Source organism: Kurthia sp. FSL E2-0154 (genome assembly GCF_038003625.1).
GTDB lineage: Bacteria > Bacillota > Bacilli > Bacillales_A > Planococcaceae > Kurthia > Kurthia gibsonii.
In genome coordinates this window covers 2,607,501-2,625,000 of record NZ_JBBOPO010000001.1, presented here as the reverse complement: position 1 = coordinate 2,625,000, position 17,500 = coordinate 2,607,501, and the positions used below count along the sequence as shown (strand labels likewise).

The 17,500-nt window shown below is 37.8% G+C and carries 14 protein-coding genes, 1 tRNA gene, 3 rRNA genes, 1 other RNA gene and 1 other annotated feature (2 of these 20 only partly in view); of the genes, 4 read left to right on the top strand and 15 right to left on the bottom strand.

Features of this window, described 5'->3' with window-relative positions:
• The 7 genes from MHB75_RS13075 to ffs form a co-directional block, all read right to left on the bottom strand.
• Nucleotides 1–875 (bottom strand): 23S ribosomal RNA (locus MHB75_RS13075); it reaches 2,055 nt to the left of the window's first position.
• Between the two features lie 361 nt (nucleotides 876–1,236).
• A 16S ribosomal RNA gene (locus tag MHB75_RS13070) occupies nucleotides 1,237–2,784 on the bottom strand.
• The 16S and 23S rRNA genes sit together here, the layout of an rRNA operon.
• A 394-nt stretch (nucleotides 2,785–3,178) precedes the next feature.
• A complete protein-coding gene (locus MHB75_RS13065; protein ID WP_141275107.1) occupies nucleotides 3,179–3,391 on the bottom strand; it encodes a YaaL family protein in 213 nt (70 codons plus the stop codon).
• Between the two features lie 18 nt (nucleotides 3,392–3,409).
• Nucleotides 3,410–4,006, bottom strand: coding sequence for a recombination mediator RecR (gene recR, locus MHB75_RS13060; protein ID WP_068456815.1), 597 nt, complete (start codon nucleotides 4,004–4,006; stop codon nucleotides 3,410–3,412).
• Between the two features lie 12 nt (nucleotides 4,007–4,018).
• Nucleotides 4,019–4,336, bottom strand: coding sequence for a YbaB/EbfC family nucleoid-associated protein (locus MHB75_RS13055; RefSeq protein ID WP_068456819.1), 318 nt, complete (start codon nucleotides 4,334–4,336; stop codon nucleotides 4,019–4,021).
• 32 nt (nucleotides 4,337–4,368) lie between these two features.
• Nucleotides 4,369–6,138 (bottom strand): DNA polymerase III subunit gamma/tau, encoded by a 1,770-nt coding sequence (gene dnaX / locus MHB75_RS13050; RefSeq protein ID WP_340998189.1) that lies wholly within the window; start codon nucleotides 6,136–6,138, stop codon nucleotides 4,369–4,371.
• Between the two features lie 119 nt (nucleotides 6,139–6,257).
• Nucleotides 6,258–6,523, bottom strand: an RNA gene (gene ffs, locus MHB75_RS13045) — signal recognition particle sRNA large type.
• 166 nt (nucleotides 6,524–6,689) lie between these two features.
• Between ffs and MHB75_RS13040 the strand changes: the two genes are divergently transcribed.
• Nucleotides 6,690–6,782 (top strand) — tRNA-Ser (locus MHB75_RS13040).
• 124 nt (nucleotides 6,783–6,906) lie between these two features.
• Nucleotides 6,907–7,332, top strand: coding sequence for a DUF4395 domain-containing protein (locus MHB75_RS13035; protein ID WP_340998186.1), 426 nt, complete (start codon nucleotides 6,907–6,909; stop codon nucleotides 7,330–7,332).
• A 38-nt stretch (nucleotides 7,333–7,370) separates the two neighbouring features.
• On the opposite strand, the gene MHB75_RS13030 is transcribed toward MHB75_RS13035, so the two are convergent.
• Nucleotides 7,371–8,039, bottom strand: coding sequence for a deoxynucleoside kinase (locus tag MHB75_RS13030; RefSeq protein ID WP_141274957.1), 669 nt, complete (start codon nucleotides 8,037–8,039; stop codon nucleotides 7,371–7,373).
• Entirely contained in the window at nucleotides 8,036–8,674 is a 639-nt protein-coding gene (locus MHB75_RS13025) for a deoxynucleoside kinase (protein ID WP_340998184.1), read from the bottom strand. Before MHB75_RS13025 ends, MHB75_RS13030 begins: the two co-directional genes overlap by 4 nt.
• Nucleotides 8,675–8,796: 122 nt before the next feature.
• Here MHB75_RS13025 and tadA point away from each other — a divergent pair, with 122 nt between their 5' ends.
• Nucleotides 8,797–9,297, top strand: a complete 501-nt coding sequence (gene tadA / locus MHB75_RS13020; protein ID WP_141274959.1) for a tRNA adenosine(34) deaminase TadA — start codon at nucleotides 8,797–8,799, stop codon at nucleotides 9,295–9,297.
• 19 nt (nucleotides 9,298–9,316) lie between these two features.
• Here the strand turns inward: tadA and serS are convergent, their stop codons facing one another.
• The 3 genes from serS to pdxS all read right to left on the bottom strand — a co-directional run bounded on the left by serS (nucleotide 9,317) and on the right by pdxS (nucleotide 12,405).
• Nucleotides 9,317–10,594, bottom strand: a complete 1,278-nt coding sequence (serS, locus tag MHB75_RS13015; RefSeq protein WP_141274960.1) for a serine--tRNA ligase — start codon at nucleotides 10,592–10,594, stop codon at nucleotides 9,317–9,319.
• 100 nt (nucleotides 10,595–10,694) lie between these two features.
• Nucleotides 10,695–10,916: a binding site (T-box leader), on the bottom strand.
• Between the two features lie 18 nt (nucleotides 10,917–10,934).
• The gene (pdxT, locus tag MHB75_RS13010) at nucleotides 10,935–11,519 is read right to left on the bottom strand and encodes a pyridoxal 5'-phosphate synthase glutaminase subunit PdxT (RefSeq protein WP_340998181.1); all 585 of its coding nucleotides are present in this window, start codon (nucleotides 11,517–11,519) and stop codon (nucleotides 10,935–10,937) included.
• Between the two features lies 1 nt (nucleotide 11,520).
• Nucleotides 11,521–12,405 carry a pyridoxal 5'-phosphate synthase lyase subunit PdxS gene (gene pdxS, locus MHB75_RS13005; RefSeq protein WP_068456838.1) on the bottom strand — a complete coding sequence of 295 codons (885 nt, stop codon included), beginning with the start codon at nucleotides 12,403–12,405 and terminating at the stop codon, nucleotides 11,521–11,523.
• A 106-nt stretch (nucleotides 12,406–12,511) separates the two neighbouring features.
• Between pdxS and pdxR the strand changes: the two genes are divergently transcribed.
• The gene (gene pdxR, locus MHB75_RS13000) at nucleotides 12,512–13,912 is read left to right on the top strand and encodes a MocR-like pyridoxine biosynthesis transcription factor PdxR (RefSeq protein WP_340998179.1); all 1,401 of its coding nucleotides are present in this window, start codon (nucleotides 12,512–12,514) and stop codon (nucleotides 13,910–13,912) included.
• A 46-nt stretch (nucleotides 13,913–13,958) separates the two neighbouring features.
• Here the strand turns inward: pdxR and MHB75_RS12995 are convergent, their stop codons facing one another.
• The 3 genes from MHB75_RS12995 to rrf all read right to left on the bottom strand — a co-directional run.
• Nucleotides 13,959–15,278: a serine hydrolase gene (locus MHB75_RS12995; protein ID WP_340998177.1), complete on the bottom strand. Its 1,320-nt coding sequence runs from the start codon at nucleotides 15,276–15,278 to the stop codon at nucleotides 13,959–13,961.
• 138 nt (nucleotides 15,279–15,416) lie between these two features.
• Entirely contained in the window at nucleotides 15,417–16,883 is a 1,467-nt protein-coding gene (guaB, locus tag MHB75_RS12990) for an IMP dehydrogenase (protein WP_068456845.1), read from the bottom strand.
• Between the two features lie 551 nt (nucleotides 16,884–17,434).
• Nucleotides 17,435–17,500 (bottom strand): 5S ribosomal RNA (gene rrf, locus MHB75_RS12985); it runs 50 nt beyond the window's last position.

Here is a 17,500-nt window from a genome sequence, read left to right as displayed (position 1 = left end):
TAAAGCTATTTCGGAGAGAACCAGCTATCTCCAGGTTCGATTGGAATTTCTCCGCTACCCACACCTCATCCCCGCACTTTTCAACGTACGTGGGTTCGGTCCTCCAGTAAGTGTTACCTTACCTTCAACCTGGACATGGGTAGATCACCTGGTTTCGGGTCTACAACCACATACTCATTCGCCCTATTCAGACTCGCTTTCGCTACGGCTCCGTCTTTTCAACTTAACCTTGCATGTAATCGTAACTCGCCGGTTCATTCTACAAAAGGCACGCTATCACCCATTAACGGGCTCTAACTACTTGTAGGCACATGGTTTCAGGATCTCTTTCACTCCCCTCCCGGGGTGCTTTTCACCTTTCCCTCACGGTACTGGTTCACTATCGGTCACTAGAGAGTATTTAGCCTTGGGAGATGGTCCTCCCAGATTCCGACGGAATTTCACGTGTTCCGCCGTACTCAGGATCCACTCTGGAGGGAATGAACTTTCAACTACGGGACTGTTACCCTCTATGGTAGGCCTTTCCAAGCCGCTTCATTTAACTCATTCCTTTGTAACTCCGTGTAGAGTGTCCTACAACCCCAAGAAGCAAGCTTCTTGGTTTGGGCTCTTCCCGTTTCGCTCGCCGCTACTAAGGGAATCGAATTTTCTTTCTCTTCCTTCAGGTACTTAGATGTTTCAGTTCCCTGAGTCTGCCATCAAAACGCTATGAATTCACGTTAGGATACTGTTCGATTAAAAACAGTGGGTTCCCCCATTCGGAAATCTCCGGATCAAAGCTTACTTACAGCTCCCCGAAGCATATCGGTGTTAGTGCCGTCCTTCATCGGCTTCTAGTGCCAAGGCATCCGCCATGCGCCCTTAATAACTTAACCTAATTGATTCCAATCTGCTGCGTAATACTTTGTCAGCTACACTTGTTCGAATGCTCATGTACGTATGTACACTCCGCTTCTCACTGCGTTTGCTTTCGCGTCTTACTTGCATCTTGAAATAATTTTCACATAAGTCATTAAGCCTAAAAAATTAAAACTTAATAATTCAAAATCTATAAAAGAAATTTGTGTTTGTGTTACTTTCAATGTCGTTTTATCCAGTTTTCAAAGAACAAGTTTTACTCTGCGACAAGTAATCGCAAGAGCAAGGTTTGAAGATCATTTGCATGAGCCTTCAAAACTAAACAGCAAGTAAGATAATCTGTATAAGACCCAAGGTCTTTTCCGTTATATTCCTTAGAAAGGAGGTGATCCAGCCGCACCTTCCGATACGGCTACCTTGTTACGACTTCACCCCAATCATCTATCCCACCTTAGGCGGCTGGCTCCTTACGGTTACCCCACCGACTTCGGGTGTTACAAACTCTCGTGGTGTGACGGGCGGTGTGTACAAGGCCCGGGAACGTATTCACCGCGGCATGCTGATCCGCGATTACTAGCGATTCCGGCTTCATGCAGGCGAGTTGCAGCCTACAATCCGAACTGAGAACGATTTTATGAGATTAGCTTACCCTCGCGAGTTTGCGACTCTTTGTATCGTCCATTGTAGCACGTGTGTAGCCCAGGTCATAAGGGGCATGATGATTTGACGTCATCCCCACCTTCCTCCGGTTTGTCACCGGCAGTCTCCTTAGAGTGCCCAACTAAATGATGGCAACTAAGAATAAGGGTTGCGCTCGTTGCGGGACTTAACCCAACATCTCACGACACGAGCTGACGACAACCATGCACCACCTGTCACCAATGTCCCCGAAGGGAAAATCCTATCTCTAGGACGGTCATTGGGATGTCAAGACCTGGTAAGGTTCTTCGCGTTGCTTCGAATTAAACCACATGCTCCACCGCTTGTGCGGGCCCCCGTCAATTCCTTTGAGTTTCAACCTTGCGGTCGTACTCCCCAGGCGGAGTGCTTAATGCGTTAGCTGCAGCACTAAGGGGCGGAAACCCCCTAACACTTAGCACTCATCGTTTACGGCGTGGACTACCAGGGTATCTAATCCTGTTTGCTCCCCACGCTTTCGCGCCTCAGTGTCAGTTACAGACCAGACAGTCGCCTTCGCCACTGGTGTTCCTCCAAATCTCTACGCATTTCACCGCTACACTTGGAATTCCACTATCCTCTTCTGCACTCAAGTTCCCCAGTTTCCAATGACCCTCCACGGTTGAGCCGTGGGCTTTCACATCAGACTTAAGAAACCACCTGCGCGCGCTTTACGCCCAATAAATCCGGACAACGCTTGCCACCTACGTATTACCGCGGCTGCTGGCACGTAGTTAGCCGTGGCTTTCTAATAAGGTACCGTCAAGGTACGTTCATTTCCTAACGTACTTGTTCTTCCCTTACAACAGAGTTTTACGATCCGAAAACCTTCATCACTCACGCGGCGTTGCTCCATCAGACTTTCGTCCATTGTGGAAGATTCCCTACTGCTGCCTCCCGTAGGAGTTTGGGCCGTGTCTCAGTCCCAATGTGGCCGATCACCCTCTCAGGTCGGCTATGCATCGTTGCCTTGGTAGGCCGTTACCCCACCAACTAGCTAATGCACCGCGGGCCCATCCTACAGTGACGCCGAAGCGCCTTTCAACTTCAAAACATGTGATTCGAAGGATTATTCGGTATTAGCCCAGGTTTCCCTGAGTTATCCCAATCTGTAGGGCAGGTTGCCCACGTGTTACTCACCCGTCCGCCGCTAAATCAGAGAAGCAAGCTTCTCGTCATTCGCTCGACTTGCATGTATTAGGCACGCCGCCAGCGTTCGTCCTGAGCCAGGATCAAACTCTCCATAAAAGTAGTTTGAAAGCTCATTTGCTTTGCTAGCGTTATCTTTTGATAACAATTGCTTATTCACTTAATGTGATAAGACTTGTTTGTGATTATCTTCTTGCTTGTTTAGTTTTCAAGGTTCATGTTGTTTCGTCGTCATCTTAACGACTTAATCATTATATCATGATAACTTTTTAGAAGTCAACAACTTTTTTAAAATATTTTTTCGTCATATTTATACGACTTAAATATTGTAGCATATTAAAATGAGCGAGTCAATTATTTCTTTAATTTCTTCAACGTCATCTTAACGACTTATAAATAATAACATCTATTTTTACATAAAGCAATACTTTTTCAAAAGAAAAAGTAGTTTAATCTTAAAAACTACTAAACTACTTTATTTCTTCCTTTATAACTATCGAATTTGAACTCGGCGTATTCTTGCTTCTTTAAATAAATAGAAGTATTTACTTTCTGCTATTTTCTTTTGAACCATAGTATCCAAGTTAAAGTCATCTACAAGATTTTCAATTTGTTGTAAATTCTCTAGCTCTTGTTTTGTCTGCTTAATTAGCTGAACAAGATTTTCATCATATTCTTTACGTAATTTTTGTTTATTAAAGAACAATGGTCGCCGCCTCAATTCTTAGAGTTCTCTTCTACCTTCTATTGCTTTTGATAAAGTAACTTCATCCGCATATTCTAAATCTCCGCCTACTGGTAATCCATGTGCGATTCTCGTTGTTTTAATACCAGAAGGTTTTACTAGGCGAGAAATATACATTGCTGTAGCTTCACCTTCAATTGTAGGGTTCGTCGCTAAAATCAATTCTTCAATTTCAGCATTTTGTAATCTTTTAATTAAAGTTGGTACATTAATATCTTCTGGACCTATACCATCCATAGGAGAGATAGCACCATGTAACACATGATATAAACCGTTATAATCACGCATCTTTTCCATTGCAATAACATCTTTGGGATCTTGCACAACGCATACGATTGTACGATCTCGCTGTTGATCTTGGCAGATATGACATGGATCTACATCTGTAATATGGCCACATACTGAACAATATGTTAAATCACGTTTCGCATCTACTAAAGATTTGGCAAACGTTAATACGGTATCCTCTTCCATCGTTAAGACAAAAAAAGCCAGACGAGAGGCTGTTTTCGGGCCAATGCCTGGCAATTTCATGAAACTATCGATTAGTTTGGATATCGGTTCTGGATAATGCATCCGAACGACCTCCTAGAATCCTGGAATATTTAATCCTTGTGTGAATTGTCCCATTGTAGAACTTGTTTTTTCATCTACTTGTTTAATTGCTTCGTTTGTCGCAATGATAATCATATCTTGTAATAATTCAACATCTTCTGGATCTACGATTTCTGGATCAATTACAACATCTGTTACTTCTTTTTTACCTGTCATAACGACTTTTACTAGACCATTACTTGCAGTACCTTCAAATACTTCTGCTTCTAATGCTGCTTGTGCCTCTACCATTTTCTTTTGCATTTTTTGCATTTGTTTCATCATGTTATTCATGTTACCCATTCCGCGCATTTTAAAATGCCTCCTTATAAATTAAAATTTAATTATTCTTCAATTTCAATAAAATCTTTACCAAACAGTTTTTGAGCTTCCGATACAACTGTATCATCTACTTCTTCTTCATGCTGTTCAATATCTAAGAATGATTGTACAGGCTCTTCAGGCTCATTACCAGCGACATTTACATTTTCAGATACAGGTTGTGTACCCTCTTTATGTTTACGAATAAATTCTGTTCTAATTCGATTCCAATCATCCTCTGGTACAAATACAATCTCATAAAACGTATTCGTTAAGCCTGCTAAAACATGTTTGAACTGCTCAGCCAACTCTTTATTTTCAGCAGCCATTCGGCAAAGTATTTCATGTTTGAATTTTAACACAAAAACACCGTCTGTTGCCGCTACTGGCTCTGAATCTGCCAATAATGCTTGTTGTGACTTCGTTAATTGGTTAACTGCATCCATCCAAATACTTTTAATCTGTTGAATAGCAGGTTTCGTTGCAATTTTTAGTACCTCGTTTACACGACCCGTTGGTACTTTAAAACCAGCTTGCGGTTTTTGTCGTGGTCGCTGTGAAGTTGTTTGTGATTCTGTAACAGTAACAGGACCACCCATTGACTGCATTTGTTGTACTAAACTTTCTAATTGAGCAACTTTTGCTTCTAACCCTTGTGAATGAACTGTACTTGACTGTTCAGAATGATTGTTCATCACTTGCGCTGGTTGACTTGTTTGAACCATCTTTAATAACGCTGTTTCTAAATATACTTTTGAATGTAATGAAAAACGCATTTCTTGTTGTGTTTTCGATAAAATATCAATGTATTGATAGAGAGTATCTAAAGAAAAATCATTCGCTAATTGAACAAATTTCTCTTCATCTGAAGCAAGTTCTAGTAAATCGCCTAAATCAGGTGCTGTTTGAATAAGAAGTAAATCTCTAAAGAATGTAATGAGATCTTCTGATAAACGAACTGCGTCTTTTCCTTCATTCATTAACTCTTCTAATAATCCTAAAACATCTGCTACGTTTTTTTGTTGAATGTGTTCAACTAAACGATAAAAAATATCCTGACTAATTGAACCTGTAACAAATAATGCATCTTCGAGCGTTACTTCATTTTCACTAAATGATACAACTTGATCTAACATACTTAATGCATCACGCATACCACCCGCAGAAGCTTGTGATATCACTTTTAGTGCCTTCTCATCATAGGGGCGCTCAATATCTTCTAATACTACTTTCATTCGCTCTACAATATCTATAGAAGAAAGTCTTTTGAAATCGAATCTTTGACAGCGAGAAATGATTGTAGCTGGTATTTTATGTGGTTCAGTTGTAGCTAAAATGAATTTTGCATGTGCAGGAGGTTCTTCTAATGTTTTTAACAATGCATTGAAGGCACTTGTAGATAACATGTGCACCTCATCAATAATATATACTTTAAATCTTGCACTTGCTGGCGCAAAACGTACTTTTTCAATAATCTCACGAATTTCTTCCACACGTGAATTCGATGCCGCATCAAACTCAATTACATCGGGATGCGCATTTTCTGTGATACTTTTACAAGTAGCACATTCATTACAAGGTTCTGCAATCGGTGCTCGTTCACAATTCAATGCTTTAGCGAAAATTTTCGCTGTACTTGTTTTACCTGTACCTCGTGGCCCAGAGAACAAATAGGCATGTGTTGTGTGATCAGATTGAAGCGCATTTTGTAATGTCTTTTTTACATGGGTTTGTCCAGACATGTCTCGAAATGACTGGGGACGATATACTCGATAAAATGCCTGATATGTCAACGATACCGCTCTCCTTTTTTATAATTCTTATTACTTATGATTATAACATATACGCGTTTTGACAATGAAAAAACTCACTCGAAATATTTTCGAGTGAGTTTGAAGTGTTATGGTTAATACCATGCACCCTTAATCGACAGTCACACATAAGCGTTACTCTTGTCGCCAGCTCAGATTAGGCTACCCCGCGGCACATAAGTTGATCCACTTAATGCTGCTTCCTCTCGGACCTGACATGGTTCATGGGAACTCATTGCGCAGGACCCAATCGTCAACGCTACGTGCAAGAGGCAGGCCAAACATGCGAACAGCCTCCTAAGGGAATTCAGTCTCGCTAAAGCGGATTGCGAGTTACAGGACACCGCTACCTTCCCACCTAGCACGGTAATTCATATTTTACTCATTCTAGAATTAAATTGCAACTAATAGCTATCGAAAATTTTATTCTACAATAGGATTTTATTTGTAAAAAAGTTTTTTAAGGAAAATGGTTGACCGTAATGTTATTTCGTGTTAAATTAATTTACGTTGATAAAACAACTCTATATCTCGGAGGTATACCCAAGTCTGGCTGAAGGGATCGGTCTTGAAAACCGACAGGCGGGTCAAACCGCGCGGGGGTTCGAATCCCTCTACCTCCTCCATTTATTTTTCGTTACATACAGATGTAACGGATTTTTTTTCGCTTTTTTTAAGCACTTTTTCTTTTCTTTTGTCTTTCAATCCTTTATGATAAATAAAATAATTCTTATCTGAAAGGTTGGTTATATGCAAAAGCCTTTATTTATTCCTAGACCTCTTGTGCGTGTGAATCAATGGACTATCTTATTATTCACAGTTGCCACATGGATTTTTCAACAACCATTATTACTACTCGTACCACTGATTGCAAATGTACTTGGACTATTTTTCAATTTTAACCCGATAATGAAATTCGCTCGTCTTTTTTTAAAGAAAGAACCATCTTCATACATTCCAGAAGATGTGACACAACAAAAATTTAACTCAAGTATTGCCATCTTTTGTTTATTAATAGGTTTCATCGGCTTTATGTATGACCTCCCTATTCTCGGTTATACATTCACAATCATGGTCGCACTTGCATCTTTTATTGCGATTCTTGGGTTCTGTATCGGCTGTTTCTTATTCTTCCAATTAAATCAGTTAAAATATAGATTAAAAAAAGCTTCATAAATAAAAGAGAGGAATCACATCGACGTGATTCCTCTCTTTTATTTACGTAAATGCGATGTCTGTTCTAAAAAATGGGCGATACGTGCCACAATATGTTCCACTGTATCTGGGTCTTTCATTAAATCATAATCATTGATATCTAGTCGAAGAACAGGGCATGCATTAAAACTATCAATCCATTTTTCGTAGCGCTCGTGCATCTCCAACCAGTAAGCACGCTCTGTTTGTTGCTCCATCGGACGACCACGCTCTGCAATACGACCGATAATATCCTCTACAGGTCCTTCAATATAAATCAATAAATCTGGGTGTGGGAAATAAGGTGTCATCACCATCGCATCAAAAAGATTCGTGTATGTTTCATAATCTGTTGGTGTCATCGTTCCCTTATCATAATGCATCTTCGCAAAAATACCTGTATCTTCATAAATGGAACGGTCTTGAATAAAACCACCACCGTATTCAAAAATACGTTTTTGCTCTTTGAAACGCTCTGCTAAGAAATAGATTTGTAAATGGAAGCTCCACTTTTCAAAGTCATCATAAAATTTATCTAAGTATGGATTTGTATCTACTTTTTCAAAGGATGTACGGAAATTTAATGCTTCAGCTAAAGCATTCGTCATTGTCGACTTCCCTACACCAACTGTTCCTGCAATTGTAATAACGGCATTCGATGGAATATTATATTTTTCTCTTAAATTCATTGCTTTAAGCTCCTCTTACTTAATAATTCCTCTACTTGTTGAAGAATTTTTTGTAAATCATATTCATTATTCACAAAATCATAGGCGTCACCATTAATACGCAGCACAGGAATCTGTGGATTCTCTTGTTCAAAACAATCAATAAATACATGATAATCTGCTACTAACTGCTCCATATAATCCCGTTTAATCATATGTTCAAATTCTCGCCCACGCATTGCAATACGCTTCATTAATGTGTCTACTGTCGCATCTAAGTAGATGACAATATTCGGTGTCACCATATCTTCGATTAAAATCTCATAAATTTGTTCGTACTTTTTATATTCAGAAGGCTGTAGCGTTCTTTGTGCAAAAATTAAATTTTTAAATACATGGTAATCTGCTACAACTTCTTTTTTCGCATTAATTGAATTTTTCTTAATATCTTTTAATTGCTTATAACGATTACATAAGAAAAACATCTCTGTTTGAAAACTCCATTCATCAATATCTTCATAGAATTTATTTAAAAATGGGTTTTCGTCCACAATCTCTTTTAATAAATCATAGCCAAAATGTTCAGCAATTCGATTTGAGAGTGATGTCTTTCCAACACCAATCGGACCTTCTACAGCGATAAACGGTACAGGCATCGGAAGTTCTCCCTTCATTTTTTCATCAGTGTCTTATATTTTATCATACAGATTCATGAAGAAACACCCTTTCGCTTTATTGATACAATCGTGCTAGAATAACGCTACAAGGAGCGTGACATATGCAATTAACAGATCAACAATATATGGAACTAGCTTTGAAAGAAGCTGAAAAAGCACGTGATTTAGGTGAAGTTCCTATTGGTGCAATCATCGTACATGAAGGTAAAGTGATTTCTTCTGCTTATAATCTACGTGAAACCACACAAAATGCTGTAACACATGCAGAACTAATGGCGATTCAACAAGCATGTGTAAAACTAGATAGTTGGCGATTAGAAAATACAACACTTTATGTAACATTAGAACCTTGTCCTATGTGCGCTGGAGCAATTCTACAATCGAGAATCCCTCGTGTGGTATATGGGGCTCGTGATCTAAAGGCAGGTTGTGTTCATTCATTACATTCATTATTAACAGATTCTCGTATGAACCATGTATGTGAAGTTGCAGAAGGTGTTTTAGCTGACGAATGTGGTAGTATTTTAACGACTTTCTTTAAAGAATTACGTGCACGCAAAAAAGCTGAGAAAAAAGCAAAAAAAGACAACATCACAAATTAATGCGATGTTGTCTTTTATATTAGTTAGAAATAACTTCTAACCCGCCCATATAAGGACGTAAAACTTCTGGCACTACGACAGAACCATCAGCTTGTTGATAGTTTTCTAAAATCGCCGCTACTGTACGACCAATTGCAAGACCTGAACCATTTAATGTGTGTACATATTCTGGTTTTGCACCTTTTTCACGACGGAAACGGATATTGGCACGACGCGCTTGGAAATCTTCGAAGTTTGAACAAGAAGAAATTTCACGATAAATATTTTGTGTTGGGATCCATACTTCTAAATCATATTTTTTAGCAGCAGTGAAACCTAAGTCACCTGTGCACATTAACAATTTACGGTATGGTAATTGTAAAGCTTGTAGAATTGCTTCAGCATGACCTGTTAGTAATTCAAGTTGTTCATAAGATTCTTCTGGTTTTACAAAACGTACTAACTCAACTTTATTGAATTGGTGTTGACGAATTAAACCACGTGTATCGCGACCAGCTGAACCTGCTTCTGAACGGAAGTTTGCGCTATATGCATTAAAACCTTTTGGTAAGTCTTCAGCAGTTAAAATTTCATCACGGAAGAAGTTTGTTACAGGTACTTCAGCAGTTGGAATTAAGAAGTAATCTTCTTTCTCAATTAAGAATGCATCTTCTTCAAATTTCGGCAATTGACCTGTACCTGTTAAGCTTGTACGGTTTACCATGTAAGGTGGTAACATTTCTTCATAACCGTGTTTGTCTGCATGATAATCCATCATGAAGTTAATTAATGCACGTTCTAAACGAGCACCTGCTCCACGATAAAATACAAAACGACTACCTGTTACTTTACCAGCACGTTCGAAATCAATAATATTTAAGTTTGTACCTAAGTCCCAGTGTGGTTGAGGTTCAAAATCGAATGTTGGTACTTCCCCCCAAGTATATACTTCTTGGTTCGCGTCCTCATCTTCGCCTACAGGCACAGACTCATGCGGGATGTTTGGTAAACGCATCATCATATGATGGAATTTCTCTTCGACCTCATTTAATTGTGCATCTAGTCCTTTAATTTGATCACCAAGTTCACGCATTTGAAGAATTGCATCATCTGCATTTTCTTTATTGCGTTTCTTTTGAGCAATCGCTTCAGAAGCTTTATTACGTTCTGCTTTTAGGACTTCTGTTTTTGCGATTAATTCACGACGCTGTTGATCCCATTCTTCAAAATGATCGAATGTCCCTAAATCCTCATTACGATGCGCTAACTTTTCTTTAATCTCAGTATAATTTGCACGTACACGTTTAATATCTAACATGTATATTCCTCCATTCCTTATTCGATGTAGATGAAGCCTATAGCACTTGCAATCTTTATAAATTCTAGGAAAAGGCACAAAAAAGCCCTCATCCCCATAGTGAAGGGACGAGAGCATACCCGCGTTGCCACCCTAATTGATTAAGCACAAAATTGCTTAATCCGCTTCAATTTATAACGGCTATGTAAAGCCGGCTACAGCCTACTATGATTTCAGCCGAGCAACTCCAGGACGGATTCACAAGGTTCTTTATCAACTCTCACCAACCGTTGACTCTCTTAAAAAGAATAAACTCGCTACTACTTCCTATCATCGTAATAAATATTAATTTAACCATACTTTACAATACATTTGAAGGTTGTGCAAGTTTACTCTGTTGAATCTGTTCTTTTAATAGTTCCATAATACGTAAATCATCTGTTAATTCAGGATGAAATGCGCACCCAATTTTATTTCCTTGTTGTACAAGTACAATCTTATCACCATACATTGCAAGCACTTCAACACCTTCACCAACACGGTCTATATGTGGTGCACGAATGAAAACTGCTTCGTATGGTGTGTCTAAACCTTGAACTGTTAATTCCGTAGAGAACGAATCAATTTGTCGCCCAAATGAATTACGACGCACCCAAATATTCATACCACCGATATGTGCTTCAGAACCTTCAACGCAGTCTGCTAAAAGAATTAACCCTGCACATGTTCCAAGAATTGGCTTTTTGAAATCTTTTAAAGCTGGCATCATCTCATGATAGTCGATGAGTTTACGCATAGCCGTACTTTCACCGCCCGGTAAAATTAAGCCGTCTATCTCATTTAATTGTTCTGCATTTTTAATTGCGATTCCTTCAGCACCAATACCTTCAATCGCATGAATATGCTCTTCAACAGCACCTTGTAAAGCTAGAACACCAACCTTCATATTACCAACCTCGATTCTGCATGCGTGCTTCAGGAGCTAAAGAGGCGATTTCAAGACCTTTCATCGGTGTACCAATCTCTTTTGACACACGTGCAATTAATTCATAATCTTGGTAATGTGTTGTTGCTTGAACGATGGCGTTTGCGAATTTTTCTGGTGATTCAGACTTGAAGATACCAGAACCTACGAATACGCCGTCAGCACCTAACTCCATCATTAATGCTGCGTCTGCTGGTGTTGCGATACCACCTGCTGCAAAGTTTACTACTGGTAAACGCTTTAAGCGATGAATTTCTAATAATACTTCATACGGTGCGCCAAGCTCTTTAGCTGCCGTCATAATTTCATCTGGACTCATATTTGCGATTTGTTTTACTTGCGCATTCACTTTACGCATATGACGAACTGCTTCTACGATGTTACCTGTTCCCGGCTCACCTTTTGTACGAAGCATTGAAGCTCCTTCACCAATACGACGAGCAGCTTCACCTAAATCACGACAACCACATACGAATGGTACGCTGAATTCATTTTTTAATAAATGATATTCTTCATCTGCTGGTGTTAATACTTCACTCTCGTCAATATAATCCACACCCATTGACTCTAAAATACGCGCTTCTACAATATGACCAATACGACCTTTTGCCATAACTGGAATCGATACTGCATTCATTACTTCTTCAACAACACGTGGATCAGCCATACGTGCAACACCACCCGCTTTACGAATATCAGATGGAACCATTTCTAGTGCCATAACTGCTACTGCGCCAGAAGCTTCTGCGATTTTTGCTTGCTCAGCGTTAATAACATCCATAATAACGCCGCCTTTTTGCATTTGAGCCATACCTCTTTTAACTAAATCTGTACCTAATTGAACCATGAATAATTCCTCCCTTTATTTTCTATATATCCCATAATAATTTATATTGACCTTTTTAAAAGATTCAGTTTTAATATATTTAATAAGGTCAGTTAGGGTGAAGACAATGGATATGCTCATGTTTCAATTAGATAAGACATCATCAGAACCGCTATATGAACAGCTTTACAGAGGAATTAAAGAGAGTATTGTAAACGGTGAAATTGCGACAAATGAGAAGCTACCGTCGAAAAGAAAATTAGCTGAATTTTTAAATATTAGCCAAACTACAATTGAATTAGCTTATGGTCAATTATTAGCTGAAGGCTATGTTTTATCAAAATCACGCGTTGGTTATTTTGTAGAAGACATTGAAACACTTGCTTATATTGATAAAGAGCAAACTCAAAAATTATTAAATGCACCAGAAATTGAAGTGAAAATTGATTTTAATCCTGGGCAAATTGACTTACAGTCGTTTCCGTTTAAAATTTGGCGTAAATATATGAAAGATGCGATTGATGAGGAACATGCTCACCTATTATTAATGGGTGATGCACAAGGGGAGTACGATTTACGAAAAGAAATTGCGGCATATTTATACCAATCTCGCGGTGTACGATGTCAGCCAGAACAAATTGTGATTGGCTCTGGTACAGAACAATTGTTACCAATGATTGTTTCTTTACTTGGAAATCAACATCACTATGCAGTTGAAAACCCTGGTTATACGATGACGCACCACATTTTCACACAATACAATCAGCCAACAACACCAATTACTGTTGATGAAGATGGTATGGATGTCCAAGAACTTGAGCAATCTGAAGCTACAATTGCTTATGTTACGCCTTCTCATCAGTTCCCGACAGGTGCTATTCTATCGGCGAACAGACGTGTTCAATTATTAAATTGGGCAATGAAATCACCTCATCACTATATTATTGAAGATGACTATGATAGTGAATTTCGCTATACTGGTAAACCGATTGCAGCATTACAAGGTTTAGACCATGATGATAAAGTAATTTATATGAGTACATTCTCCAAATCATTAATGCCTTCTTTACGAATTGCTTATTTTGTTTTACCAAAAACATTATTAGCCGATTATAAAGCAAGAGAGAGCTATTATACTTGCACTGTACCAAGAATTGATCAATATACTTTGGCACAATTTATGCATGAAGGTCATTTCTCAAAACATCTGAACCGAATGCGTAAAATTTATAGAAAAAAACTCGAAAAAATTACGCATACATTAAAAGCTTATGCACCACAGATTAAAATATCAGGTGAACAAGCAGGAATGCATATTATGGTGCATGTTTCACATGAAAAAGATGCGACTGCTCTTAGCAAAATTGCATTAGAACAAGGTATACGAATCGCTTCCATTCAACAATATTTATTGAAAGAACATCCCACTTACAAAAATCGTTTGTTATTGGGGTTTGGTGGGATTTCTGAAGATAAAATTGAAGAATCCATCCATTTATTAATGAATATTTGGGGATTTCAAGCATAAATAAAAAAGAATCGTGTCATCGTACGATTCTTTTTTATTTATTCTATTAAAACACTTTATTCCATAAGTTTGAGAAGAAATCACCAATTGCACTAAATACTTTTGTAAACCAACCTTTTTCTTCTACAGCTTCTATTGTAACAACTTCTAAGGCTTTAATTTTCGGATCAATAAAGCCATAATCTTTTCCAGCTTTATTTTTCACTTCAATGTGTCCAACCACTTCACCTTTTTTAACAGGTGCATTTAATGATTTTTTATCTAAAACAACATTTGCAGTATATTCTTTTGCATCATTTGTTTTAACCATCATTGATAATTCTTCTTTTGCTGCTACTTTTACTTGTTTTTCTTTACCATTTTCAACTGCTACTGTTTCGTTCCCTTTAAAAGTTTGACCTTTTGAAACGATTTTTTCTGTTGAGAATTGGTTGAATCCATAATCAAATAATGCCTTTGTTGCATCAAAACGTGCTTTTTTATTTTCGTTATTACCATCTGCATCAGTTGCATCCATTACAACTGAAATAAGACGTGTATTACCGCGTTTAGCTGTACCAGTGAAGCATTGTCCAGCATAATCTGTTGTACCTGTTTTCAGACCATCTACGCCTTCATATTCAAATACTAAACCTTTTAACATGAAGTTCCAGTTATCCATCTTAATCGCATCATCTGTACCTTTACGGAATACTTTTGAAGGAATACTTGATGTTTCTAACACTTCTGGATGGTCTTTTAATAAACGATATGCAAGCAATGCAACTGAACGTGCTGACATTTTATTTTCACCTTTATTTGGTGTACCAACTGGTTGCATACCTTGTAATTGTGCGTTATTTAAACCAGATGAATTAAAGAATTCATAGTCTTTCAAGCCTAATTCTTTTGCTTTTTTGTTCATTAATTTTAAGAATTCTGTTTCAGAACCTGCAATTGTTTCTGCAATCGCAATTGTTGCTGCATTCGCTGAATAAATTGCCATTGCATCATATAATTCACGAATTGTATATTCACCATCAGCACGTAATGGGACGTTACTTAGTGCACGGTCCTGTGAAATTTTATAAGCATAATCTGAAACTTTGTACTTTTGATCCCATTTAATTTTACCAGCTTTCACTTGGTCTAATAAAATGTATTCTGTCATCATTTTTGACATACTTGCAATACCTAACGATTTTCCTGCATTTTTTTCGTATAGTATTTTACCCGTATCTGCATCAATTAAGATAGCAGCTTTTGCATGGATACCAAGATTTTCTGCTGCTTTTGCTTGGTGTGGGATTGCTAGCAGAATCATGCTTACAAACATTACGACAGATAATGTTAGTTGCATAATCGTATTTTTCTGTAAATTCTTCACCCTTCTACCTCCAGAATATGTATGATGTTTCTCGCTAATTTTAACATATAATATCTCTTTTAAAAGCTTTGTTATCAAAAAGACATATAAAAAAACACTAAACAGCGCGAGTGACTGTTTAGTGTTAATTTAGACGTTTTATTGTAATGAATAGTTCGGTGCTTCTTTTGTAATTTGTACATCATGTGGATGACTTTCACGTAAGCCAGCTCCAGTCATACGTACAAATTGTGCGTTTTCACGAAGATCTTGTAAATCTTTTGTTCCACAGTAACCCATACCTGCGCGAACACCACCAACTAACTGATGAATTGTATCAGCTAGTGCACCTTTATAAGGAAGACGACCTTCAATACCTTCTGGAACTAATTTTTTCGCATCATCTTGGAAGTAACGGTCTTTCGAGCCATTTTCCATTGCTGATACAGAACCCATACCACGATATACTTTAAAGCGACGACCTTGGAAGATTTCAGTATCTCCAGGAGATTCAGAAGTTCCAGCTAATAATGAACCTAACATTACAACATGTCCACCAGCAGCTAAAGCTTTTACGATATCACCAGAATACTTGATGCCACCGTCTGCGATAATTGTTTTACCCATTTTACGAGCAACAGTAGCACAATCATAAATTGCTGTAATTTGTGGTACCCCAACACCTGCTACAACACGCGTTGTACAAATAGAACCAGGTCCAATACCTACTTTTACTACATCTGCGCCAGCTTCGAATAATGCCTCTGCACCTTCACCTGTTGCAACGTTACCAGCTACGATAGCTAGTTCTGGATATTTCGCACGAATGTCTTTTACAGTGTTTAACACACCTTGCGAATGGCCATGTGCTGTATCAATTACAACTACATCTACCTGTGCATTTACAAGTTTTTCAATACGAACCATTGTATCTTTTGTAATACCAACAGCTGCACCGACTAAAAGACGACCATGCTCATCTTTTGCAGCATTTGGATATTCCATTACTTTTTCAATATCTTTAATTGTAATAAGACCTTTTAAAGCACCTTCGTCATCAACAATCGGTAATTTTTCAATTTTAAATTGTTGTAGCATTTTTTCAGCTTCATCTAAAGTTGTACCAACAGGTGCTGTAATTAAATCTTCTTTTGTCATAACATCATCAATTAGTAATGAGTAATCTTGAACAAAGCGAAGATCTCGATTTGTAATAATACCAACTAATTTTAATTCTGTTTCATTATTTACGATTGGAACGCCAGAAATGCGGTATTTGCCCATTAAGTGCTCTGCATCAAATACTTGATGTGTTGGTGTTAAAAAGAACGGATTTGTAATAACGCCATTTTCAGAACGCTTTACCTTCTCTACGTTATCCGCTTGTTCTTCAATTGACATATTTTTATGGATAATACCCAGACCACCTTGACGTGCCATTGCAATCGCCATAGACGCCTCAGTTACTGTATCCATCCCAGCACTAATCATTGGAATATTAAGTTTAATTTTCGGTGTTAATTGAACCGATAAATTCACTTCCTTTGGTAATACTTCAGAATGTGCTGGTACTAAAAGTACGTCATCAAATGTTAAACCTTCTTTGGCAAATTTTGTTTCCCACATACGCTGTAATTCCTCCTATTAAAAATTATATTAATAGTAAGATTAACAACGTCCATCATACATGTCAAGAACACAAGAAATAAAAGAGTATTCAAAGTATTCCTATTATTCATACCACAACAATGATAACGCTTTATTTAAGAGAAAATATGTTTATATCTAAATTGTATAATTATATGTATATATTTAAATCATTAAAATTCTATCGTATTTTATTCTATTTCCGAACATTCTCATAGAAAAAATTATAAAAACACACTTTTTACATCATAAATCATTTCATCAGAAAAAAGCTAGTAAAAAATTTATAATATAAAATGGACTTTATAACACGCTTAATGTATCAATTACATGAATATATCACTGGATGCGATGCGGATTGCCTTTGCCTTGTACATGGATGTAGATGGATCGCCTTTGCGACAGGACGTCGCGTTTTTTGGCAATCTGGATGTCGTGTTCTTTGGCAATCCTCCTTAAATCTTTTCAAGGGTTTCCCCCTTTTGAAACATAAAAAAAGTAACCACTCAGACGAGTGATTACCTTAGCTTGCATAGCAACGTCCTACTCTCACAGGGGGAAACCCCCAACTACCATCGGCGCTAAAGAGCTTAACT

Coding starts and splice junctions, on each gene's coding strand:
- recR (WP_068456815.1), bottom strand. CDS start 4,006: ATGCATTATCCAGAACCGATATCCAAACTAATCGATAGTTTCATGAAA.
- MHB75_RS13055 (WP_068456819.1), bottom strand. CDS start 4,336: ATGCGCGGAATGGGTAACATGAATAACATGATGAAACAAATGCAAAAA.
- MHB75_RS13035 (WP_340998186.1), top strand. CDS start 6,907: ATGCAAAAGCCTTTATTTATTCCTAGACCTCTTGTGCGTGTGAATCAA.
- MHB75_RS13030 (WP_141274957.1), bottom strand. CDS start 8,039: ATGAATTTAAGAGAAAAATATAATATTCCATCGAATGCCGTTATTACA.
- MHB75_RS13025 (WP_340998184.1), bottom strand. CDS start 8,674: ATGCCTGTACCGTTTATCGCTGTAGAAGGTCCGATTGGTGTTGGAAAG.
- tadA (WP_141274959.1), top strand. CDS start 8,797: ATGCAATTAACAGATCAACAATATATGGAACTAGCTTTGAAAGAAGCT.
- serS (WP_141274960.1), bottom strand. CDS start 10,594: ATGTTAGATATTAAACGTGTACGTGCAAATTATACTGAGATTAAAGAA.
- pdxT (WP_340998181.1), bottom strand. CDS start 11,519: ATGAAGGTTGGTGTTCTAGCTTTACAAGGTGCTGTTGAAGAGCATATT.
- pdxS (WP_068456838.1), bottom strand. CDS start 12,405: ATGGTTCAATTAGGTACAGATTTAGTTAAAAGAGGTATGGCTCAAATG.
- pdxR (WP_340998179.1), top strand. CDS start 12,512: ATGGATATGCTCATGTTTCAATTAGATAAGACATCATCAGAACCGCTA.
- guaB (WP_068456845.1), bottom strand. CDS start 16,883: ATGTGGGAAACAAAATTTGCCAAAGAAGGTTTAACATTTGATGACGTA.